The organism is Paraburkholderia kururiensis JCM 10599 = LMG 19447 (assembly GCF_003986935.1).
Lineage (GTDB): Bacteria > Pseudomonadota > Gammaproteobacteria > Burkholderiales > Burkholderiaceae > Paraburkholderia > Paraburkholderia kururiensis.
Genome location: NZ_RJZE01000001.1, coordinates 410,426 through 433,219, shown reverse-complemented (window position 1 = coordinate 433,219; position 22,794 = coordinate 410,426). Strand labels below are relative to the sequence as shown.

17 protein-coding genes are annotated in these 22,794 nt (G+C 65.1%); 7 read left to right on the top strand and 10 right to left on the bottom strand.

Going from position 1 to position 22,794, the window contains the following annotated elements:
• Nucleotides 1-216: 216 nt before the first annotated feature.
• A complete protein-coding gene (locus tag PKKP23_RS01940) occupies nt 217-1,620 on the top strand; it encodes a GntP family permease (RefSeq protein WP_126875581.1) in 1,404 nt (467 codons plus the stop codon).
• Nucleotides 1,621-1,640: 20 nt separating this feature from the next.
• Here PKKP23_RS01940 and PKKP23_RS01935 read toward each other — a convergent pair whose 3' ends face one another.
• The 3 genes from PKKP23_RS01935 to PKKP23_RS01925 form a co-directional block, all read right to left on the bottom strand.
• A complete protein-coding gene (locus tag PKKP23_RS01935; protein ID WP_126875580.1) occupies nt 1,641-1,907 on the bottom strand; it encodes a hypothetical protein in 267 nt (88 codons plus the stop codon).
• A gap of 77 nt (nt 1,908-1,984) precedes the next feature.
• Nucleotides 1,985-2,317 (bottom strand): superinfection immunity protein, encoded by a 333-nt coding sequence (locus PKKP23_RS01930; protein WP_017774233.1) that lies wholly within the window; start codon nt 2,315-2,317, stop codon nt 1,985-1,987.
• 76 nt (nt 2,318-2,393) lie between these two features.
• A complete protein-coding gene (locus tag PKKP23_RS01925; protein ID WP_017774232.1) occupies nt 2,394-2,669 on the bottom strand; it encodes a hypothetical protein in 276 nt (91 codons plus the stop codon).
• On the opposite strand from PKKP23_RS01925, the gene PKKP23_RS34790 reads away from it, so the two are divergent.
• Together PKKP23_RS34790 and PKKP23_RS01920 are read left to right on the top strand one after the other, a co-directional pair.
• Nucleotides 2,668-2,796 (top strand): hypothetical protein, encoded by a 129-nt coding sequence (locus PKKP23_RS34790; RefSeq protein ID WP_275094553.1) that lies wholly within the window; start codon nt 2,668-2,670, stop codon nt 2,794-2,796. The two genes, PKKP23_RS01925 and PKKP23_RS34790, sit on opposite strands and share 2 nt — an antisense overlap.
• A gap of 257 nt (nt 2,797-3,053) precedes the next feature.
• Nucleotides 3,054-4,616 carry a sensor domain-containing diguanylate cyclase gene (locus tag PKKP23_RS01920; RefSeq protein WP_176048821.1) on the top strand — a complete coding sequence of 521 codons (1,563 nt, stop codon included), beginning with the start codon at nt 3,054-3,056 and terminating at the stop codon, nt 4,614-4,616.
• Between the two features lie 235 nt (nt 4,617-4,851).
• Here the strand turns inward: PKKP23_RS01920 and PKKP23_RS01915 are convergent, their stop codons facing one another.
• Nucleotides 4,852-6,363 carry a carbohydrate porin gene (locus PKKP23_RS01915; protein ID WP_126875579.1) on the bottom strand — a complete coding sequence of 504 codons (1,512 nt, stop codon included), beginning with the start codon at nt 6,361-6,363 and terminating at the stop codon, nt 4,852-4,854.
• Nucleotides 6,364-7,384: 1,021 nt separating this feature from the next.
• On the opposite strand from PKKP23_RS01915, the gene PKKP23_RS33980 reads away from it, so the two are divergent.
• From PKKP23_RS33980 to PKKP23_RS01905, 3 genes are all read left to right on the top strand, one after another.
• The gene (locus PKKP23_RS33980; RefSeq protein WP_168724513.1) at nt 7,385-7,537 is read left to right on the top strand and encodes a hypothetical protein; all 153 of its coding nucleotides are present in this window, start codon (nt 7,385-7,387) and stop codon (nt 7,535-7,537) included.
• Nucleotides 7,538-7,595: 58 nt separating this feature from the next.
• Nucleotides 7,596-9,263: an NRAMP family divalent metal transporter gene (locus PKKP23_RS01910; protein WP_126875578.1), complete on the top strand. Its 1,668-nt coding sequence runs from the start codon at nt 7,596-7,598 to the stop codon at nt 9,261-9,263.
• Between the two features lie 451 nt (nt 9,264-9,714).
• Entirely contained in the window at nt 9,715-10,533 is an 819-nt protein-coding gene (locus PKKP23_RS01905; protein ID WP_017774226.1) for a flagellin domain-containing protein, read from the top strand.
• A gap of 175 nt (nt 10,534-10,708) precedes the next feature.
• Here PKKP23_RS01905 and PKKP23_RS01900 read toward each other — a convergent pair whose 3' ends face one another.
• The 4 genes from PKKP23_RS01900 to PKKP23_RS01885 form a co-directional block, all read right to left on the bottom strand.
• Nucleotides 10,709-10,957: a hypothetical protein gene (locus PKKP23_RS01900; RefSeq protein WP_026121318.1), complete on the bottom strand. Its 249-nt coding sequence runs from the start codon at nt 10,955-10,957 to the stop codon at nt 10,709-10,711.
• 181 nt (nt 10,958-11,138) lie between these two features.
• Nucleotides 11,139-12,041: a transglutaminase family protein gene (locus PKKP23_RS01895; protein WP_126875577.1), complete on the bottom strand. Its 903-nt coding sequence runs from the start codon at nt 12,039-12,041 to the stop codon at nt 11,139-11,141.
• Nucleotides 12,038-14,755: a circularly permuted type 2 ATP-grasp protein gene (locus PKKP23_RS01890; protein ID WP_126875576.1), complete on the bottom strand. Its 2,718-nt coding sequence runs from the start codon at nt 14,753-14,755 to the stop codon at nt 12,038-12,040. The genes PKKP23_RS01895 and PKKP23_RS01890 overlap by 4 nt, the downstream gene beginning before the upstream one ends.
• A 48-nt stretch (nt 14,756-14,803) precedes the next feature.
• The gene (locus tag PKKP23_RS01885) at nt 14,804-18,355 is read right to left on the bottom strand and encodes a transglutaminase family protein (protein WP_126875575.1); all 3,552 of its coding nucleotides are present in this window, start codon (nt 18,353-18,355) and stop codon (nt 14,804-14,806) included.
• A 230-nt stretch (nt 18,356-18,585) separates the two neighbouring features.
• Between PKKP23_RS01885 and PKKP23_RS01880 the strand changes: the two genes are divergently transcribed.
• A complete protein-coding gene (locus PKKP23_RS01880) occupies nt 18,586-19,716 on the top strand; it encodes a zinc-binding metallopeptidase family protein (RefSeq protein WP_126875574.1) in 1,131 nt (376 codons plus the stop codon).
• A gap of 18 nt (nt 19,717-19,734) precedes the next feature.
• Here PKKP23_RS01880 and PKKP23_RS01875 read toward each other — a convergent pair whose 3' ends face one another.
• Nucleotides 19,735-20,745, bottom strand: coding sequence for an alpha-E domain-containing protein (locus PKKP23_RS01875; RefSeq protein WP_017774220.1), 1,011 nt, complete (start codon nt 20,743-20,745; stop codon nt 19,735-19,737).
• 75 nt (nt 20,746-20,820) lie between these two features.
• On the bottom strand, nt 20,821-22,293 hold the full coding sequence (locus PKKP23_RS01870; protein ID WP_126875573.1) for a circularly permuted type 2 ATP-grasp protein: 1,473 nt from the start codon (nt 22,291-22,293) through the stop codon (nt 20,821-20,823).
• Nucleotides 22,294-22,794 lie beyond the last annotated feature (501 nt).

The following is a 22,794-nucleotide window of genomic DNA, read 5'->3' as shown; positions in this document are numbered from 1 at the left end:
GATGTGACTCGCCGCTCGACGTGACGGGCGGCTCGCTGTGCCAAACACCGCACAGCCGCCTCAGACGGGGTGCCCGGACGGTACCCGATGCCAGCGGCACCGTTTACAGGCCGACAGGCACGGAACCTGCATACAGCGGCGCGCTTCATCGCGCCGCAACATGCCCCACCGCACCCGCGAAGCCGGCGCGTACACGTAAAACAACCAGGAGACTCAATGTCCTTTGTCATCGTCCTTGCCGCTCTGGCGTTTCTGATGTTCGCCGCCTACCGCGGCTACAGCGTGATTCTCTTCGCGCCCGTCGCGGCTCTCGCCGCCGTGCTGCTCACCGACCCCGCCGCCGTGGCGCCTGTGTTCTCCGGCATCTTCATGGAGAAGATGGTCGGCTTCGTGAAGCTGTATTTCCCCGTGTTTCTGCTCGGCGCCGTGTTCGGCAAGGTGATCGAACTGTCCGGGTTCTCCGAATCGATCGTGGCGGCCGCCATCCGGTACATCGGCCGCTCGCGCGCCAATGCCGTGATCGTCGCGGTGTGTGCGTTGCTGACCTATGGCGGCGTGTCGCTCTTCGTCGTGGTCTTTGCGGTGTACCCGTTCGCCGCGGAACTCTACCGCCAGAGCAACATTCCGAAGCGTTTGATGCCGGGCGCCATCGCGTTGGGCGCGTTCTCGTTCACGATGGACTCGCTGCCGGGCACGCCGCAGATCCAGAACATCATTCCGACCACGTTCTTCAAGACGACCGCCTGGGCCGCGCCCGCGCTCGGCGTGATCGGCTCGCTGTTCATCATCGTGGTGGGTCTTACCTATCTGGATTGGCGCCGCCGCAGCGCGATGGCCAAGGGCGAGGGTTACGGCACGGCGCTCGTGAACGAACCGGAGCGCGTGGAGACGGCGAGCCTGCCGCATCCGCTGCTGGCCGTCGCGCCGCTCGTGCTGGTGGGCGTGGCGAACTTCGCGCTCACGCGCCTGATTCCGCAGTGGTACGGCGCGGCTACCTACGCCGTGGCGCCGGAGGTATTGCCTGGCGTGCACGCGCCCGTTACGGCGACCATCAAGCAGGTCGTCGCCATCTGGTCCGTTGAAGGCGCGCTGCTGCTGGGCATTCTGCTGGTCGTGCTGACAGCGTTCAACCGCGTGCGCGACCGCTTCGCAACGGGTACGAAGGCCGCTGTGGCGGGCGCGTTGCTGGCGTCGATGAATACGGCGTCCGAATACGGCTTCGGCGGCGTGATCGCCGCGCTGCCGGGCTTCCTCGTGGTGGGCGACGCGCTGAAGAGCATTCCGAATCCGCTCGTGAACGCAGCGGTTTCGGTGAGTTCGCTGGCCGGCATCACGGGGTCGGCGTCGGGCGGCATGAGCATCGCGCTCGCGGCGATGTCCGACACCTTCATCAAGGGCGCCGAGGCCGCGCACATTCCGCTCGACGTCCTGCACCGCGTCGTGGCCATGGCCAGCGGCGGCATGGACACGCTGCCGCACAACGGCGCCGTTATCACGCTGCTCGCGGTGACAGGGCTCACGCACCGCGAGTCGTACCGCGATATTTTCGCGGTCACGGTCATCAAGACGCTCGCGGTGTTCTTCGTGATCGCTGTCTATTACATGACCGGGCTGGTCTGAGGCCGCGCCCGTTCAGACGTTCAGAACTTCGGATGGCACTCGAATCGCAGCACCGCGCCATGCTGCTGGAACGCTTCGATGCCGTCCGTTCGCTCGTAGGCCACGCTAGTCTGCATGCCGCGGCTTTCGCAGTAATCGTTGGCTTCGGTCACCGCGCGTTCATGGGCGCGTGCCCATGCAAGCCGCCCGCCCGTGGCCGAGGCCGACACGGTGTAGGTGCCCGGCTTGTCTGTCGCGCTCACGTCCGTGGCGGAGGCGCAGCCCGCCAGCACCGCACTCGCGGCCATCAATGAAACGACCAGCGGTCCCAACGATCGCGCAAGGCGACGCATGGGACCCGTCTCGCCGGTAGAACGAGCCGCCATCATGCACACGGCCCCGTCGCAACGTGCCGCCTCGTGAGGTCCCGGCATTCCAGCGCCGCGCGCAGCTTCACGTGATCGACGATCTTCTGGCTCGTCACCCGGCCCACCGCGCTCCGAATCCGTTGCGCCGTGCGCAGCAGCGGTTGCGTGTCGTCTGCGCGGTGCGCCCAGGCGCGGGCCGCGAACCAGCCGACAATCGTCCAGCCCAGCAGGATATTCACCATCGTGATGGCGAACGCGTCAGCGTGTTCGCGCGCGTCCGCTTCGATGGAAGGAATCAGGTACAGGCTCATTGCGGCAATCACCGCGGCCCCTTCCAGAATTTGCAGCATTGCATCACCTCGTGATCGAACGTCGTGTCTCGACGAAGCGGGCCGCACATGCGGCCCGCTCCTGTTGCTTCAGCGATCAATGGGCCTTGTAGACGTCGTTCGCAACCGAGGCCACGTGGCGCGCGCCGGACTGCGACGCGCCGTCCGCCACGCCGCCGAACGCTTCGGTAGCCGCGCCGGCCACGGCGTTTTGCTCAGACGCCACCGTTTGCGAGCTTTGTCCGCGTTGCGAAGCGGGCGCGCCGTCGGCGGGACGATAGAACGGAGCCGGGCCGTACCCGCTTGCGAACGCGGGAGCAGCAACAGCGGCGGAAACAGCGACGAGTACAGCGGCGATCAGCTTGGTCTTCATGACAACCTCCAAAAGGATTTTCGATTTCGAAACGCTGCGCCGTTCGGTGGCTCAAGCACTTCAGGCAGCAGCGACGTTGGAAGGGAGTTTAGAGCAGCTCTATCGAAAATTTATGCCGATAGACTGAAATCACAATTGCGACCGGATGAACAATCGTGGTCACGACGAGCGCGGGCGCAGCAGGCCCGCGCCTTGGGCGTTTACACGGGGTGCAGAAAGCGCGGCGTCAGCCGTAAACGAAGTAAGCAGCCGCCTGCCCGGGCGGTTCAGGCCTGCACAGACCGGTCCTTAGGGCCACGAAGGGTCACAAACAGGAAAGGCAACTCCATACACGAGGCCACAAAAAAGGGGGCCACGCAAACGGCCACCAGCAGGGGCCACACCATGTCCGACGGACTATCCATACTCGATTCCATCCTTGCCACACCACCGTGCGGCAAGACAACCGTCGCCGGCTCGATTCGCGCGTCGTTGCTCTCCACGTTGTTCGAAAACACGCAGCCGCTGCTGCTCTCGGGCATTGCAAGCACGTTCGTCGCGTGCGTTGCGCTCGCGCGCCTGCATCACTTGTGGGCCGCCCTCTGGATCGTCGCCGACCTCGCGATACTGGCCGCACGGTTCGCCATCATTCGCTGCTTCGCTGCGTGCAGCCGCAAGGAGGTCGTGGACCCAGCCCCGTGGGCGCGCTGGTACGCGCCCGCCGGGCTGGTGGCGTGCATTTCGTTCGGACTGGGAACCATGGCGTGCGTGATGTCCGGCGACGCCCAGCTCGCCACGCTCGCCATCATGGTGACGGCCGGCATTCTGGGCGGCATCGCGTCACGCAACGCGGCCGTCCCGCGCCTTGCCATTACGCAGCTATGCTTCGGCGCACTGCCTATCGGTCTGGGCGGCCTGCTCGCCTGGCGCGGCGGATGGTGGATTCTCGTGCCACCGCTCGGGCTCTATCTGGCGGCGATGGTGTCCGTGGTGCACCGCCATTACACCGGCCTCGTGGCGCTGATGACCGCGGAGCAGAAGCACGCCGAACTCGCCGCACGCTTCGACGCGGCGCTCGCTCACATGCCGCTCGGCCTGTGCACGCTCGACGACGCGAATCGCGTCGTGATCGCCAACCGTCGCACAGCCGAGCTGTTCGGCGCCACAGTGGAAGCGCTGAAACTCAACGTGCCACTGCCCGAGTTCATCGGGCACGTGGGCCTCGTGAGGTTCGGCGAAACGCTGCGACAGGAGCTCGTGAAGCGCTGCACCGCGTGGCTTGCGCGCGAAGCCGGTCCGCTCGACCTCGAACTCACCGACGGCCGCCAGCTCGAGATGACGCGCAACCCGGTGCCGGACGGCAGTTCGGTGATCATCATCGAAGACGTGACGCAGCGGCGCGAGGCGCAGGCCCAGATTCTCTACTGGGCCTCACACGATCCGCTGACCGGCCTGCTCAACCGGCGCGACCTCTGCGAGCAACTGGAACGCCTGCTGGGCGTGCGCGATCAGCCACCAGGCGTCACGGTGGCCGTGATGTACCTCGACCTGGACGGCTTCAAGCAGGTCAACGACGCGCTCGGCCATCACGCCGGCGACGAAGTGTTGCGAATGGTGTCCGAGCGGTTGCGCCGCCTGTTGCGGCAGGGCGAGATCGTGGCGCGCCTCGGCGGCGACGAATTCGCGATCGTGGTCGAGAGCGCCACACGCGCGCTCGGCGCGGCGCTGGCGCGTCGCATCATCCAGCAGATCTCGGGGCCGTACAGGCTGCAGAGCGGCACGTTGGCACGCATCGGCGTGAGCATCGGCATATCGTTCGCCGCGGCGGACGACACGATGGAAGTGCTGATGAAGCGCGCCGACGCCGCGCTCTACCACGCCAAGGAAGCCGGCAAAGGCACGTTCCGCTTCCACGTGCTCGACGCCGCCGAAGAGTCCGCCGCTGCGGACAACGTCGTCGGTCCGTGAGGCTTGTACGCTTCGCTGCGGGGCGCTTTGCACAAATGACGTGATGCATGGGGCGGCCTTGAGCGGCGTTGTATGCGGCCTCGTGCGAGGTCAGCGGCGCAGCATACCTTCGCCGCCACTGCTACCGCGCCCGCCGCAGACTTCAACATCGATCTCTTGATGGTGCTGCCTTTGAGCCACACCGCCCGACAGGCTGTGGCGCGGCGTGCGGCCCCGTATGGCGACGCGTCGAGCTTCAGAACGCGACCGTGGTGCGCAAACCGACGATGGCTTCGTTGCCGATGCGCTCCGCCGTGTTTTGCGGATTCGAAATGCCGCCCGAGGGTCGGAACACATACTGGAAGTCGGCCTGCACTTGCCACCAAGGCGCGATCTGATACTGGTACGTCGCCTCGACCACCGTTTCGGCACTGCGCGAAGGCGTGCCGGGCGTGAAGGCGGCGGCGTCGCTTGCCTCGCCCCGCGCATGCGAACCGATGTGCGCGTAGCCCACGGCGAGACCTGCCATGTCGTTGTCGCGTCCTTTGAACGGCGCCTTCAGCGTGACACCCGCGTTCATGCCGAAGTCGACGAGATTGCGGTCGCCGGGCGCACCCATGAGCCGCGCGAATACACCGATCGACCGCGGGCTGTCGGGCCCTGCGCGCCACACCATCTGGTCCGCGACGGCGTAAAAGCTGTAGTCGCCGCGATGCGACGCCGGTGTGCCCGTGCTCGCCGGGTTGGCGAGCGAAAGGCCGGTGTTGTCGAACCGCTGATCGTCGAAACGCTGCGTGTTGTACCAGAAGCCGAGCTTGTAGGTGCCCGGCAGGCCGGCGGGCTGCGGCGCGGAAGCATCCGACGACGGCTGGTTGATCGCGTACTGCACCTCGCCGATGAAGAGCGCGCCGTTGTGCAGGTTGAAGTTGGTGCCATGCGCGTTGAGCTTCTGGGCGTCGCCGGTGCCGTCGCCCGCCGGATTGCCGTCGAACACGCCCGCGAGCACCGTCACGGAATCCGACACGGCCGCACGCACGCGAACACCGAGCGACGAGAGCGGATAGGCCGGCCCGCCCGCGGGCATGTCGCTGGACGGCAGCACGGGCCAGCCGAACGTGGCGTTCATGAAGGTGTTGCCGTACTGCGTGGACATGAACTCCTGGTCGAGACTCTGCTGCCCCACCTTCACGTCCACCTTCCCGCCCAGCAGCGATTGCTGATACCAGAGTTCCCAAAGCCGCGTGGTGGCATCCGCTTCGATGCCCGTCGCGCTCTGCAGCGTCTGCAGATTGCGCGACGTGAGGTTGGTGCCGTGAATCTGGAACGCGGACACGTTGAAGGTGCCGCCCGGCAATCCGAAGGCCTTCTGCGTATCCAGCCCGAGGCTGAACTGCGTTACGCCCTGGTAGGCGCCGCCGCGTTTCACGCCGCCGGAGAGGTTGTTCAGGTACTCGCTCGTTTCCTGCAGCCCGAGCGTGATGCCGTAATTACCGAGCCACGGACGCAGACCGCCCATGTCGCCAAAGAGGTTCGAGCGGTCCCACAGCCCGGTGGGCGCGGCTGCGGCTTGTTCCGAGCCCGCTGTTGTGCCGCCGGCCGACGTGGCGGGCTGTGCAGGCGCGCCAGCCGCGGTGGAACCCGACGCCGCTGCGGCAGCGCCGTTGTTGTCGTCGGCCCATGCGCTGGGCACGAGACCCGCGCACAGCAGCACGCTCAGGCTCGCGGGAGCGCCCGCACGCAGCAGGCTCGTCTTGAGTTTGTTCTTCATGGTGTGATGGCAAGGTTATCCGCCGGCAACCCGGCAGGTTTCGATCAGACACGTTGCGTATGGCGCGGCCATGAAAACAGCAGCGGCTTGTGAGACGAGCGCGAGAGCGCCGTGATGAAGCGCGCTAACCCGACTGCGGCGAGCTAGCGGCAAAAGAGAAACCCTGCCCGCTATTTCGCGGTCATGCCGCCGGCCTCAGCCGACAAGGAACATCCACTACAGGAGCCTGCGTTCACGAGGACTTCCTTTCCGTTGAAAACGGGCCGGATTGTATGCGGGGCGCGAACGGGACAGCAAGCAAAAATGACGTAAACGCACGGCGGCGTGAATTATTCACCTGATCGCACTCATTTCATTTTGCTTTCGCGCTCGAACGTGCCCGGCGCCATGTGTGACGCGAGAAACAGAGCCGGCAAGATACCTTTGTTCTGCTTATCGAAGTCGTTGACTTGTTATTCGGCGGGCGCCTAAAATTCGAGCATCTTCACAAGCGGGGCGAATGCCTTGGATACCTGCAGTAGTCGATCTTCGAACAGATTCACTGCCTGACCGGCAGGACGTCCGCGCTCTCTTCTTCAAGCCGCCGTCTTGCCAGCAGGCAGACGGTGCGCGTCGCAGTCTCTTCCTTCGTGCACCCTTGTTCGCGCCATGTGGCGCGCCGCAACCTGCGTCTGCTCGTTGCGCGCATTCGCATGGCAGTTGCACCCGCGGCTCGCGCCGGGGGTGCCGTTCGTACGTGCCTTGCCGCCTCACTGCATATCGGGCGGCAGGCGCGAGCGTGAACCAATGCGTCCGTCGCGGGCGGTTTGAACCAGCGTGAAAGACGCAGTGATAAAGGAGCCGGAATGTCCGACAGCGACCCTGAACCCTTATGCCCGAATTGCCCCACATGCCCGCTATGGGCGCTTTCCTGTTTAGCTGAGGAAAGCGAGTAGACGCCCTTCACTGCGCGCGCAAAGCGCCTTTCTCCGTCTGCTGGCTTTCCGCCCAATGCGTCCCCTAAGACGCACGGAGAAACATCATGAACTTCGGCCTGCTCGTCTCCCAACTGCCGCGCGTGCGCGAATCGCACGCGCACTACGACACCCTGCTTTCGCTGCAACCCCGTGAATCGCGGCTGCTTGCACGGCTCTGGCTACGGCTCTGGCGCAGCCTCGTGAACCGCGTCGCCTAACGCGCGGCAAGCGCACATTCATCTCATTCGACAAACCGCTACTCGGGGAGAAAAACCAATGTCCACGCCAGCGAATGTTTCACCACCACGCAGCCTTCAGCGAAGCGCCGTTCTGGACGATGCCCACCTGGGCGACATCAAGGGCGCACTCGGCACCATCGCTCACCATGACACTGCGCCGCGCACGCATTGGGGTGCCCGGCTGCGCACGCTGCTCGCCATTCTGGGTCCCGGCCTCATCGTGATGGTAGGCGACAACGATGCAGGCGCATTCGGCACTTACACGCAGGCGGGGCAGAACTACGGCACCTCCTTGCTATGGACGATGCTGCTGCTCGTGCCGGTACTGTTCGTCAACCAGGAGATGGTATTGCGCCTCGGCGCAGTGACAGGCGTGGGCCACGCGCGCCTCATCTTCGAACGCTTCGGCAAGTTCTGGGGCGCCTTCAGCGTGATCGATCTGTTCTTGCTGAACGCACTCACCATCGTCACGGAATTCATCGGCATGACGTTCGTGCTCGACTTCTTCGGCGTGTCGAAGGTTGCGGGTGTCTGCATCGCGGCGGCGCTCACCATGGCCGCCGTCAGTACCGGAAATTTTCAGCGCTTCGAGCGTTTTGCGGTGTTCCTGTGCGCATTGAGCCTGTTGCTCGTGCCGGTGCTCGTGACCATTCATCCGCCCGTGAGCCAGATGACGCACGATTTCCTCGTGCCCGGCTGGCCCTCGCACGGCAAGCTCGCGGACGTGATGCTGCTCGTGATCGGCATCGTGGGCACGACCGTGGCGCCGTGGCAGTTGTTCTTCCAGCAGAGCTACGTGATCGACAAGCGCATCACGCCGCGTTTCATGAAGTACGAGAAGATCGATCTCTGGATCGGCATTGCGTTCGTACTGATCGGCGCCGTGGCGATGATGGCCTTCTGCGCGGCACTCTACGCAGGCAAGCCCGAAGCGGGCAACTTCACGGACGCAGGCGGCGTGATCGCGAGTCTCGAAAAGTACGCGGGCCGCACGCCAGCCGTGTTGTTCGCCATCGCGCTGTTCGATGCCGCCATCATCGGCGCCGCAGCCGTATCGCTCTCCACGGCCTATGCGATCGGTGACGTGTTCAAGATTCGCCACTCGCTGCATCGCGGCGTGTCGGACGCGAAAGGCTTCTATCTCGTCTATTTCGGCATCGTTGCCGCCGCTGCGGCGCTCGTGCTGATTCCCGGCAGTCCGCTCGGTCTGCTCACGGAAGCCGTGCAAACGCTGGCTGGCGTGCTGCTGCCCAGCGCCACGGTGTTCCTGCTTCTGCTATGCAACGACAAGGCCGTACTCGGACCGTGGGCGAACACGATGAAGCTGAATGTCTTCACCGCGGCCGTCATCTGGGTGCTCGTGATGTTGTCAGTCATCCTCACGGCATCGGTGATGTATCCGGACATCAGTGGTCACACGATCATCGCCGTGCTCGCAGGCGGCACACTGCTCGCAGTGGTGGGCGGTATCGCGACGGTCGGGTTGCGCTACGTTCGTCGTGAAGCGCTGGACACGGCAACGGCGAGCGCTACGGCGCACGAGCAATCGTCTCGCGACACCTGGCGCATGCCGCCGCTTCACGAATTGCCGCCGCCCAGCGTGACGCTTGCAAGCCGCGTATGGATGGCCGTGCTGCGCGGCTACCTCATGATTGCCGTAGGGCTCGTGGTCGTGAAGATCGTGCAGATGATGTTGCTCAAATAACAAAGGTCATACGAACGACACAGAGCACGCCCGTAGCAGAACGCAGCTTAAGGGATGCTTAAGAACGGCAGCGCGCGCATCGGAAAAGCGCGAAAAGTTCGTGGAACACCGAGGAAGAGAGCGTAAGCACTTGCACTAAGCAGGGTATGTTCCGCTTGTCGAACCCTGCTCCAAGCACGCATAATGCTTGCACACCGCGCGATTCCTGCGACAGGGCGTACGGTGCTCGGATGTAGTACGAGGATTTTGTACCGGCCACCTGGCCGGTATTTTTTTGGGCCTCGTGTCTGAGCTCGCAGAATACTTCGCAGTCCCACGAACAATCCCCTCTCAAGTTGTTCGATCCGGAGCCGATAACACGGACAGGTTGCTGGTCCACGGACCGACAAGTACATCGCCGGCAACCTAACTCGTTATCAAACGCACATCCGCACTCCAATCGAGGGGATTCATGCTTAATATCAATACCAACATCCTGTCGCTGACGACGCAGACGAACCTGTCCGGCTCGCAAAGCGCCCTGTCGCAGGCCATCAACCGTCTGTCGTCGGGCAAGCGCGTGAACACCGCCGCTGACGACGCCGCCGGCCTCGCGATCGCGACCAGCCAGACCGCCGCCATCAACGCACTGAATCAAGGCGTGATGAACGCGAACAACGGCATTTCGATGGTGCAGACCGCCTCGGGCGCGATCTCGTCGACCGTGGCCAACCTGCAGCGTATCCGCCAGCTGGCCGTGGAATCGGGCGACGGCTCGCTCGGCTCGGCAGCGCAAGCGAACCTGCAGACTGAAGTCACGACGCGTCTGACGGAAATCAACCGCGTTGAAACGCAAACGACGTTCAACGGTCAGAATGTGCTGGGTGGCCTCGGCAGCGTGGACTTCCAGATCGGCGCATCGGCCAACCAGACCATCACGGCGAACTTCGGTTCGACCACGTGGAATGCGTCGGGCCTCGGCGTTTCGGGCATCGACATCTCGACCACGTCGGGTGCACAGAACGCGATCACCGCAATCGACGCAGCCCTCTCGCAAGTCAACAACTTCCAGGCAACGCTGGGTGCAACGCAGAACACGTTCCAGTCCGCTATCAGCAACACGCAGACGGAATCGACCAACCTGAGCGCTGCCAAGTCGCAGATCGTCGATGCGGACTTCGCTTCGGAAACGGCGAACCTCTCGAAGGCACAAGTGCTGCAGCAAGCCGGTATCTCGGTGCTCGCGCAAGCGAACTCGCTGCCGCAGCAAGTGCTGAAGCTCCTGCAGTAAGCATCGAACGCGCGACGCGCTTATTGCTTGCGTCGCGCGATATTCAGCGCGTGGGGCCGCCCTGGGTGGCCGGCGTGCTGTCGAAGGTGGACGGTGAAAGCCGCCCACCTTTTTTCATGGGAGCGCGCTTCGATGATGTCTCGCGTGAAGCGAACGTATGCGTCGCGCCTCGGCTTCACTCCATACGCAACGCCGATACCTCGCTGTCGAGCAACGCGCGCAATTCGCTTTCATCGGGCTGCGTTCCCCAGTTGCGCGCGCCGGCCACCGATGCAATCGCGAACCACGAGTTGGGCGGAAACCATTCGTGAAGCAACGCGCCGTCGCGCAGGATGCGCAGGCGTCCCGTCTCTTCGCTGTACTCGGCACACATCTCCACGTTGTCGAATTGCGCGGTCACCGTCCGGTTCCTGGGTGGCAGCATGGGGCACTCCTGTCGGCTGATGGATCGTAGGCGTGGCGCGGCAAATGCGCGGCGCCATGCGACGTCCGGCCCGAGGGGCCGTGGACGGGAGTCTACGCATCGGAGCGTTTGACAGGTGCAACGTGTCTGCGAGTTTGGTAACGCCGGGTTACGGTATGCGCGAAAACGCACGCAGACAGGACTAGACGAGGGTCGGCTCGCCGCCGGTGACGTGCACGGCGACTTCGACCTGATGCTCACCGCCGCCCAGTATCATGCCGCGCAGCAGGGACACGTCGCTATAGTCGCGCCCCGTGGCAAGCGTGACGTGATCGAGATCGGCGAGCACGTCGTTGGTCGGATCGAGATCGATCCAGCCCACGCCCGGACAAAACACCGAAACCCACGCGTGCGACGCATCGGCGCCGATCAGACGCGGTGCGCCCTCGGGCGGGTCGGTGCGCAGATAGCCGCTCACATAACGCGCGGGCAAACCGAGCGTACGCAGGCAGCCGATCATCACCTGTGCGAAGTCCTGACACACGCCGTGCTTGAGTTCGAACGCGCGCGCAGCCGGGGTATCGAAGGTGGTCGCGGCGGGCTTGTACTTGAAGTCGGCGTAGATGCGATGCATGAGGTCGATCGCGCCCGCTGCAAGCGGCGTATCCGGCGTGAAACTGTGCTGTGCATAGGCACGCAGCTCGGGCAGAAGCGCGATGTTGGGCGATGCAAAGCAGAACTCGGTTTCGGGATGAAACGCGCCGCCCGCGCGAAAACGCAGCGCCTGCGCAACTTCTTCCCAAGACGGCGTGGCCTCGGGATCCAGCGACGCCCAGCGCGGCGACAGCAGCACGGTGGTCTCGCTCGTCATCTTGAGGTAGTCGTGCGGCGAGTCGAACGAGAAATAGAGCAGGTCGTTGCCGAACGCGTCCACGCGGCTCGTCCGATACGAAGGTTCGGGTTCGATGCGCTCGCTGTGCGCCATCACGCGCTGCCACGCACACGTGAGCGGGCGGATCGTCGCGAGATGCTGCGCGGTCTCCACGAGCGTGGAATAGCGGTACACGGTGTGATGCGAGACAGTCAGCACGACATCGCCGCTCATGGCGCCACCTGCTCGGCAAGCGAATTCGCGTGGCTGAAGTAACGCGCGCTGATCTCGTTCGAAGCCGCGGCAACGTAGGCGCCCAGCTGTTCGCACAGATCGAGCAGCATCGGAAAGCGGCCGTTCTCGCCAGGCTCGCACAACTGCTCGAGCGTGGGCAATGCCTCAACCGGCGGCATAAGTTCAGCGAACGGCGCGCGTCGCGTGCCACCTGCGGCCACGGCGATTTCATCGAGCTTCTTGCGCAGGCGGTCGTAGACGCCATAGAGGCCGCGCGGGTTGGTGGGGTCGATCACGAGCAGATCGAGCAGCGCCGGCACCTCGAAGCGCCCCGGATAAAGCGAGCGATACGTGAGCGTGCAATCGAACAGTTGCAGCAGCAGATCGAAGCCGGCGGGCGTAGCGAGCCGGCCTTCGCTCGCAATGACGTGCAGGAACGTCGTCATCGTGGCCACGCGCTCGATGTGACGACCAACGAAAAGCAGCCGCCACGCTTCGTCACGCGTCATGCGGTCGCCCTGCGCGCCGCTGATGGCCGAAAGCTGCGTGGCGAGGTCTTCCAGCGCCTTCATCAGCTTCATGCGGTCGTATGGCTCGTAGCGGTCGCGGGCGGTGCCATTGCCGCCATTGCCGCCGTTGGCGCCATTCCCACCGTTGCCGCTGCCGTTGCCCGAGCCGGGCCCGCCGCTCTCGAACATCTGACGCTGCCCGCCTGGCGCGAGCGACAGCCCGCTCAGCGCGTCGCGAAAGTCGTTGCGCGCCGCGAGGATGGTGCGCCAGTGGTCGTTGGAAAGCCGCCCTCGCACCTCGCCGCTCGCTCTTGCCTGGCTCGCGAGATTCTGGCCGATGCTCGCGTACCCCGCGTTCTCGTGCAGATTCGCAACGAGCACGCGCTCGAACGCGTGAGGCGAACTGTGCGCAAGCGTATCGACGGATGGAATCAGCCCGCACTGCGCCGCGAGTTCCGTTAGCGTTCCGAACATTTCATCGGCGTCGTTGCTTTCGAGCGACCCGAGTATCAGCCGGCACAGCCGCACGTTGTTTTCGGCGCGCTCGCCGTAGCGGCCGCCCCAAAACAGGTTTTCCGCCGCACGGCTCGATACCATGCGATGCCGGCGCGCAAGGTCGCCCGGCTTCATCGGCGACGGCAGCAGCGAGAAGGTGGAACCGGGCTGACTCGACAGCACCCAGGTGTCCACACTGCTGCCGCCGAACTGCATCGAAACCGACGTCTGGTGCTCCGCCGCAAGACGCGTGAAGCCGCCGGGCAGCATGTGCCAGTCGCCGTTCAGGTCGGCAATGGCGTAGACGCGCAGCACCGAGGGCCGGCCGCCCAGCGTGCCCTCCTCGTAGCGCGGCGTGTAGGAATACGGCAATGGCTGCTGGATGGTGAACGCGTCCGCGGCCTGTTCGATGCGCTCGGCCCAGTCCGCCAGGCGCTGTGGCCCGCGCGCCATGCCGGCCGGAATGTTCGGCGCGCCGGGACCCACGCGGCCTTGCATGCCCGGCCACGTGGGCACGAGAAACGCTTCGGAGAGCTGCGCGAACGCTTGCTGGCGCGCCGCTTCCTCGCCGCACCACCATGTGGGCACGCTGGGCAGCGCAAGCGGTTCATTGAGCACCGCCGCGGCAATGCCGGGCAGGAAGCCATGCAGCGCGGGCGACTCCACGAAGCCCGCGCCCGGCATGTTCGACACCATCACGTTGCCGGCGCGCATTACCTGGAGCAGTCCCGGCACGCCGATGGTGGAATCGGCCCGCAATTCCACCGGGTCGCAGAACGCGTCATCCAGCCGGCGCAGCAGGCCGTGCACGCGTTCCAGCCCGCCCAGCGTCTTCAGGTACAGCATGTCGTTGCGCACCGTGAGGTCTTTGCCCTCCACGAGCGTAAGGCCCAGGTAGCGCGCGAGAAACACGTGCTCGAAGTAGGTCTCGCTGAAGGGCCCAGGCGTGAGCAGCGCGATGTGCGGCGAGTCGCCCTTTGCCTTGCGCTCGTCTTCGCGCATCGTCGCGCGCGCCGCCTGGGCCAACGTGGCGATGAGCTGCGAATACATGGGCGCAAGGCGCCTCACGCGCAGCGAGCGGAATGCATCGGTAAAGAGGCTCGAGACGATCAGCCGGTTTTCCAGCGCATAACCCAGGCCCGAAGGCGCTTCGGTGCGCTGCGACATCACGGTCCATTCGCCCGTGGGCGCGCGCGCCAGGTCCACCGCCACAATCTGCAGATACTGGCCGCCCGGCGGCGTAAAACCCTTCACCGCGCGCAGATAGCCAGGGTGGCCGTACACCAGCGCGGGCGGCAACAGGCCGCGCTGCAGCAACGTCTGTTCGCCATAGACGTCGGCCACGATGGCGTTGAGCAGCTTCGCGCGCTGCGCCACACCGCGCTCGATCACCGCCCATTCGTCTTCGTCGATCAGAAACGGCAGCAGGTCGAGCGCCCATGGCCGCGGCTCGCCCTTGTCGGCATAGACGTTGTACGTGATGTCGTTGCCGCGGATCTGCTGCACGACCGACGTCGCCGCCTGTTCGAGCCCGGCCACACCGTCTTCGCCCAGCAGGCCGAAGAAGCGCCGCCACGGCTCGCGAATCGCGCCGGACGTATCGCGCAGTTCGTCCCAGTGCCCGCTGCGGGCAGGCAGGATGCGCAGCAGCGCGAGTGCTTCGGCGTGGTCCGCAGTGGACTCGAACGGCAGGGTCGATTGAAAAGCCAAGGTCTTGAGTGCGTTTGATCGCGTGTTGGAGCCAGTACGTCAGTCGGGTCAGGCGCGGCGAAGGTCCAGCGTGAACGGGAATTCGAGGCTGCGCGTGCACGGTTCGACTTTCATCGGCCCAGGCGTATGGCCGATGGTGAAGAAACGCGCGCGCCGTCGGCTTTCCGCCTCGTACGCGTTGACCGGAAACGTCTGATAGTTACGCCCGCCCGGATGAGCGACATGATACTGGCAACCGCCTACGGAACGCCCGCTCCACGTGTCCACGATGTCGAACGTGAGCGGTGCATGCACGCCGATAGTGGGATGCAGCGACGTCGCCTGAGACCACGCACGAAAGCGCACGCCGGCCACGTGCTCGCTCACGCGGCCCGTGGGTTGCAGCGGCAGCGGCTCGCCGTTCACGGTCACCACGTGGCGGCTTTCGTTGAGGCCGAGCACGCGCACTTCGAGCCGCTCCACCGACGAATCCACGTAACGCACCGTGCCCCCCATGGCGCCCTCTTCGCCCATCACGTGCCAGGGCTCCAACGCGTGGCGCACGGTCAGCGCGATGCCATTCGTGTCCAGTTCGCCGACCAGCGGAAAGCGGAACTCGAAATGCGGCGCGAACCATTCGCGCTCGAACGCGTAACCTTCTTCGCGCAGATCGGCGAGCACGTCGTCGAAATCCATCTGCACGAAGGTGCCCAGCATGAAGCGGTCGTGCAATTCCGTGCCCCAGCGCGTGAGGCGCGTGGTGTACGGTGTCTTCCAGAAACGCGCCACCAGCGCGCGCAACAGCAGTTGCTGGACAAGGCTCATGCGCGCATGTGGCGGCATTTCGAAGCCGCGCAGTTCGAGCAGGCCGAGGCGGCCGGTGGGACCGTCGGGCGAATAGAGCTTGTCGATGCAGAACTCCGCGCGGTGCGTGTTGCCCGTCACGTCGATCAGGATGTTGCGCAGCGTGCGGTCGATCAGCCACGGCGGCAGCCGCGTGCCCGATGCGTCGCCATACGTGCCGAGCAGATCGAGCTGATGCTGGATCTCGGCGAAGGCGATTTCGAGTTCGTAGACCTGATCGTTGCGCGCTTCGTCCACGCGCGGCGCCTGGCTCGTCGGTCCGATGAAAAGCCCTGAAAACAGGTACGAAAGCGACGGATGGTTGTGCCAGTAAGCCACGAGGCTCGCGAGCAGATCGGGACGGCGCAGGAACGGGCTGTCCGCAGGCGTCGCGCCGCCCAGCACGAAGTGATTGCCGCCGCCCGTACCGGTGTGGCGGCCGTCGACCATGAACTTCTCGGTGCACAGATACGATTCGTGCGCCACCTGGTACAGGTGCTCGGTGTGGTCCACGAGTTCATCCCAGTTCGAGGCGGGATGAATGTTCACCTCGATCACGCCGGGGTCCGGCGTGACTTGCAGCAGCTTCAGGCGCGGGTCGCGCGGCGGCGGATAGCCTTCGATCATGACCTTCATGCCCAGCTCGGCGGCGGTGGCCTCCACGGCGGCGAGCAGGTCGAGATAGTCGTCGAGCACGGTGAGCGGCGGCATGAAGACGTGCAGCAGCTTGCGGCCGCTGCCGAACGTGTCGTCTTCCACCTGGGGGCCCGCCGCGCGAGCCGGGTCGCGCGCTTCCACGCACAGCGCCGTGCGCGTGACCCACGCTGCCGATTCGCCGCGAGCCGGTAGTTGGCGAGGCGTGCCGTCTGCGGATGAGTCCCCATCGCCCAGGCCCGCGCCCCGCGCATAACGCGCGCCGCCTGCCGGACCGCCTTCTGCAAACACCGACAGTCGCTCAGCCAGCCCCATGTCTTCGAGCGCGACTTCATCGGCCAGCGCCAGCGCTTCGTCGCCGGTAGCGGCCACGCCCGCGTCCTGGTACTGCATGCGCAGTTCCGCCGCGGACCGCAGCGGCACCGGCGGCGCAAACGGATCGTGCGCGTGCTGCCACGGGTAATCGCTGGACGTGACCCACGGCAGCGAATCCAGCGGCAGACGGTAGCCCATCGGCGAGTCGCCGGGGATCAGGTACATGCGTTCGTCGCGGAAGAACCACGGCCCGCTCACCCAACGCGGACCTTGCAGCGACGGCTGGCCGCGCGCCGCCTCGCGTTCGCGCGCGAGCGGCAGCACGTAGCCCGTCACGGCCTGCAAACCGGCATCGAATACGCGGCGCAGGCGCATGCGCTCCAGCTCGTCGTCGAGACGCGAATCGAACGGATCGACGTTGACGGGCAGGCGTCGCTCGCGCCACAGGTAGTACCAGACGTCCTCGTAGCCGGGCTGGATGTATTGCGCGTCCAGCGCGAGCTTGCCCGCGAGGTGGTTGATGAACCGTTGGGCGTCGTCGGACGTGTAGTACGCCGGCTCGCGTTCGTCGGCGAACAGCGTGGGGTCTTGCCAGCACGGCTCACCGTCCGTGCGCCAGTAGAGCGACAGCGCCCAGCGCGGCAGTTGCTCGCCCGGATACCACTTGCCCTGACCCACGTGCAGAAAGCCCGCCGCGCCGTAGCGCGCGCGCAGCTTGTCCATCAGCGCCACGGCATAGCCGCGCTTGGTGGGGCCGAGCGCGTCCGTGTTCCATTCGGGCGCGTCGCGGTCGCGCACTGAGACGAAGGTCGGCTCGCCGCCCATCGTGAGGCGCACGTCCATTTCCGTGAGGTTCGCATCCACCTGCGCGCCCATCTTGAGCACGCCGTCCCAGCTTTCCTCGCTGTAGGGCTTCGTTACGCGCGGCGTTTCGAGCACGCGCTGGATCGACATGGTGTGCGAAAACTCCACCTCGCACTCGTCCACCGCGCCCGAAATGGGCGCCGCGCTGCCGGGCTCCGGCGTGCACGCCACGGGAATGTGGCCTTCGCCCGCGAGCAGCCCTGAAGTTGGGTCGAGCCCGATCCAGCCCGCGCCCGGCAAGAAGACTTCGCACCATGCGTGAAGGTCCGTGAAGTCCACTTCCGCACCGCTCGGGCCATCGAGCGATTTCGTATCGGGCTTCAACTGCAGCAGGTAGCCGGACACGAAGCGCGCCGCCAACCCCAACTGGCGAAGCGTTTCGACGAGCAGCCAGCCCGTGTCGCGGCACGAGCCGGAGGCATTTTGCAGCGTCTCTTCCGGCGTCTGCACGCCGGGCTCCATGCGGATCAGGTAGCGAATCTCGTGTTGCAGGCGCTGATTGAGGTCCACCAGAAAGTCGATGGTCTTGCGCGGCGAGCGGTCGATGCTCGCCACGAATTGCGCAAAACGCGGCGTCGGCTCGCGCTTCACGAGATACGGCGCAAGCTCTTGCATGAGTTCCGCCGGGTACGAGAACGGAAAATGCTCCGCATGGGGTTCGAGGAAGAAATCGAACGGGTTATAGACGGCCAGTTCGGCCACCAGATCCACCGTGACGCGGAATTCGCGTGTGCGCTCCGGAAACACGAGCCTTGCCTGGTAGTTGGCGAATGCGTCCTGCTGCCAGTTGATGAAGTGCTCGGCGGGCTCCACGCGCATCGAATACGAGACGATGGGCGTGCGGCAATGCGGCGCGGGCCGCAGCCGCACCACCTGCGGCGAGAGCCCGACGAGCCGGTCATAGCGATACTGCGTGACATGGTTCAACGCGACACGAATGGACACACCGGACTCCTCGATTGATTCCCGAATGAACCCCGCGAAGCGGGAAGAAACGAAAGCGGCGGCACCGGAGAAGGTCCATACCGCCGATAGCGACGAAGGCGATCACAGGCACGTGCGCATCGTGCAGCGGCACGATGATGCACGGCCAACGCGTGATTACCGTGACGCAAAGATGCGCCACACGGCCGGCGTGTGAAATGATTGCGACGACTGACCACGGAAGCCAAAGAATGAAAACGTTCCATTGCGACCGCTGCCAGCAGCTTGTTTTCTTCGAGAACGTTCGCTGCGAGCGATGCGCCGCGCTGCTCGGCTACGTGCCGCAAAGCGGCGAGATCAGCGCGTTCGAAGACGCGGGCGACGGGCTCTGGCGACGCCTCGGCGCCGGCCAACCCGGCGCATCGACCGCGCCGGGCGAGTCGGCCGAAACGAGCGACGGCCCGCTCTTTCGCCAATGCCACAACTACGCGGTGGAAAACGTCTGCAACTGGATGATCCCCGCCGATTCCCCCGACACACTGTGCCGCTCGTGCCGCTTCACGCGCACCATTCCGAACCTCGACCGGTCCGACAACCGGCTCTACTGGTATCGGCTGGAAGCGGCCAAGCGGCGCCTGCTCTACACGCTCATGGCGCTGAACCTGCCCGTACGCCCGCGCGCGGAAGACCCGAAGCGCGGGCTCGCCTTCGAGTTCCTCGAAGACACCGCCGAAGACAAGAAGGTCATGACCGGGCACAACCGCGGCGTCATCACGGTCAACATCGCCGAAGCGGACGACGCGCATCGCGAACAGACCCGCTCCGCGCTGGGCGAGCCGTACCGCACGCTGCTCGGCCACTTTCGCCACGAGACGGGCCACTACTTCTTCGACCGGCTCGTCACCGGCCGGCGCGGGCTCGCGCAGTTCCGCAAGCTCTTCGGCGACGAACGCGCCGACTATGGCGCGGCGCTCGCGGCGTACTATCGCGACGGTCCGCGCGCCGACTGGGCACAGTCGTACATCAGTGCATACGCCACCATGCACCCCTGGGAAGACTGGGCCGAAACGTGGGCGCATTATCTGCATATTGTGGACACGCTGGATACCGCTACCGCGTGCGGACTCGTGCTCATCCCCGAGCGTCCGCACGAACCCACTCTCACGGACCGCACGCCGGTGGACGAAGCGAGCTTCGACGACCTGATGGCGCGCTGGTTTCCGCTCACCTATGTGCTCAACAGCCTGAACCGCAGCCTCGGCATGCCGGACGGGTATCCGTTCACGCTGCCGCCGCCTGTCATCGACAAACTGCGCTTCGTGCATCGCGTCGTGGCTGCGGGCGCCGCGAGCACTGCGGCACCTGTTGCTTCGCGGCCCTGACTGCTCCTGTTGCACGCGTCACGCCGCCTGCTGCTGCTCCATTTCGGGCGCGAGCGGCACGAGGAAATCGCGGCTGATGCAGCTTGCCAGTTCGTTCACGCGCGCGAGGAAATCGACAAGCCATGCGTGCAGCCCGCCGCTCAGAATGTCGCCGATGCGCGAATCGCGCACGTCCGCGTAGAGCTGCGCGGCAAGCTGCTCGGTTTGCGCGGACCGCGCGTTGCGCACGCGGCCAAGAATCTGCTTCGTTTCTTCGAGGCTCGCGGCAAGCGAACGCGGCCAGTCGCCGAACAGAATCAGCAGACCCGCCACGCGCTCCGGCGTAATGACATCGCGATACACCTTGCGATAGACCTCGAAGCCCGACACCGAACGCAACACCGCCGCCCAGTGGTAGTAATCGAGCGAATGGGCAAACGACTGCGCGGCGGGTTGCGCGCTCGCACCACCCAACTGTTCCAGCTGCTCCAGCATCTCGAACTTCACGTCGAGAATGCGCGCGGTGTTGTCCGCGCGCTCGATGAACGTACCGAGTCGCAGGAAGCAGAACGCGTCGTCCTTCACCATGGTGCCGGCCTGCACGCCGCGCGAGAGATGCGAGCGGAATTTGACCCACTCGAAGAACTCGCACGGGTCGCGCTCCAGCACACCTTCGGCCAGCATGCGCTGCGCGTCGAGCCACGTCGTGTTGATGGTCTCCCATAGTTCCGTGGTGATGGAGCCGCGCACCGCGCGAGCGTTTTCGCGCGCCGCCCGCAGGCAACTGATGATCGACGAAAGATTGGCGAGATCAGCGGACATGAACGCAATGACGTCGCGGCTCTTCATGCCAGCGCCCTGGTGGGCAGCCGCGAAGTTGCCCGCGAGTTCCGAAATGGAAAGCATGGCGCGCCAGCCCAGCCCCGCGTACTCGTCCGATTGCGGCAGCAGCGACATCTGGTAATTCGCGTCCAGCATGCGCGCAGTGTTTTCGGCTCGCTCGGTATAGCGGGCCATCCAGAAGAGGTGGTCGGCGGTACGGCTCAGCATGGGTGCTCCTGAATGGCGTTGAATCGATCTGGCGAAGGTGCCGGAGGTATGACCGCCGGCGAGGGCAGGCGAGCGTTATCGCTCCAGCACCCAGGTATCTTTCGTACCGCCTCCCTGTGACGAATTGACGACAAGCGACCCTTCGCGCAGCGCAACGCGCGTGAGACCGCCCGGCACCATGCGCACTTCGTTGCCCGAGAGCACGAACGGACGCAGATCGATATGACGCGGCGCGATGCCGGCTTCCACGTAGGTGGGGCACGTGGAGAGCGAAAGCGTGGGTTGCGCGATGTACTTGTCAGGATGCGCGATGAGCGCGGCGCGGAACGCCTCGATTTCGGCGGTCGTGGACGCCGGGCCCACCAGCATGCCGTAGCCGCCCGCGCCGTGCGTTTCCTTCACCACGAGTTCGGGCAGATGGTCGAGCACGTACTGCAGGTCGCCTGGCTTGCGGCACATCCAGGTGGGCACGTTGTTGAGAATGGGCTCCTCGCCCAGGTAGAAGCGCACCATGTCCGGCACGTAGGGGTAGATCGACTTGTCGTCGGCCACGCCTGTGCCCACTGCGTTGCACAGCGTCACGTTGCCGGCGCGGTACACGTCGAGCAGACCGGCCGCGCCCAGTGTGGATTCCGGGCGGAACACGAGCGGGTCGAGGAAGTCGTCGTCCACGCGGCGATAGATCACGTCGATGCGCTGCGGCCCTTGCGTCGTGCGCATGTAGAGATGATGGTCGTCGACGAACAGGTCCTGGCCTTCCACCAGTTCCACGCCCATCTGCTGCGCGAGGAACGCGTGCTCGAAGTAGGCGGAGTTGTACATGCCCGGCGTGAGCACGACGATGGTGGGGTTGTCCGCGCCCTCGGGCGCCGCGGCGCGCAGCGTGTCGAGTAGCAAATCGGGATAGTGCGCCACGGGCGCCACGCGGTTGCGCGCAAAGAGGTCCGGGAAGAGCCGCATCATCATCTTGCGGTTCTCCAGCATGTACGAGACGCCCGAAGGCACGCGCAGGTTGTCTTCGAGCACGTAGAACTCGCCCTCGCCGGCCCGCACGATGTCGATGCCGGCCACGTGCGCGTAGATGTCGCGCGCCACCTTTACGCCCTGCATCTCCGGGCGATACTGCGCGTTGCCGACGATCTGCTCAGCCGGAATCACGCCTGCGCGCACGATCATCTGATCGTGATAGATGTCGTAGATGAAGCGGTTCAGCGCATTCACGCGCTGCCGCAGGCCGTTTTCGAGCGCAGCCCACTCGTGTGCGGGAAAAATGCGGGGAATGACGTCGAACGGAATGGTGCGTTCGGTGCCCACACCGGTTTCGTCTTTTGCGCCGTACACCGCGAACGTGATGCCGACGCGCCGGAAATTGAGATCCGCTTCGGCGCGCTTGTTGCGAATCTGCTGCTCGCTCTGCCCGGACATCCATGAGAAGAACTCGCGGTAGTGAGCCCGCGGGTCGCCTGCCTGCGGAAAGGCCGCTGCCGATACGCCGCGCACGTCGAGTTCGCTGCGTTCGAACATCTCGCTGAAGAAAGCTTGCGTCATAACCGGTCATCCAATCGTTGTGCCCGCCATGGTCCGGCCCGGTTGCGTCCGCGATTCAACCGCACCGCGACCGCTCTTCGCTCAAGCGCTTCTTCGATCGACGCAATAACACTGAACAGCGCTTGCGCTGCCCAGTATGGTGCAGCATGCGCGCATGCCGCCGCAATCTTTATCGCCCGATCGAGTAACCGCTATGCGGCGGCCCGCGTTCAATCGCAGTCCGAACCGCGTTTTCATCGCTTGCACCGTACATGGACGGGTTCCGTGCCGGCGCAAACCAGGCTCGCGATGATGGCAACCAGGCGTCGAGCCCATTCACGCAACTTCCATGCCGATTTAAGCGAGCGATAAGGAATCGCTAAAGACGCGCCGAATGCGCAGTTTGAGCCGCAACTGTTACTGCTAGCAGTCGGCTGCGTGCACTGCGTTGGTGCCCGATCGTTAAAGCGTGCCCCCGCACAGCACATGAGGCGGTTTGAGCTTCCCCAACTCGCGGCACGA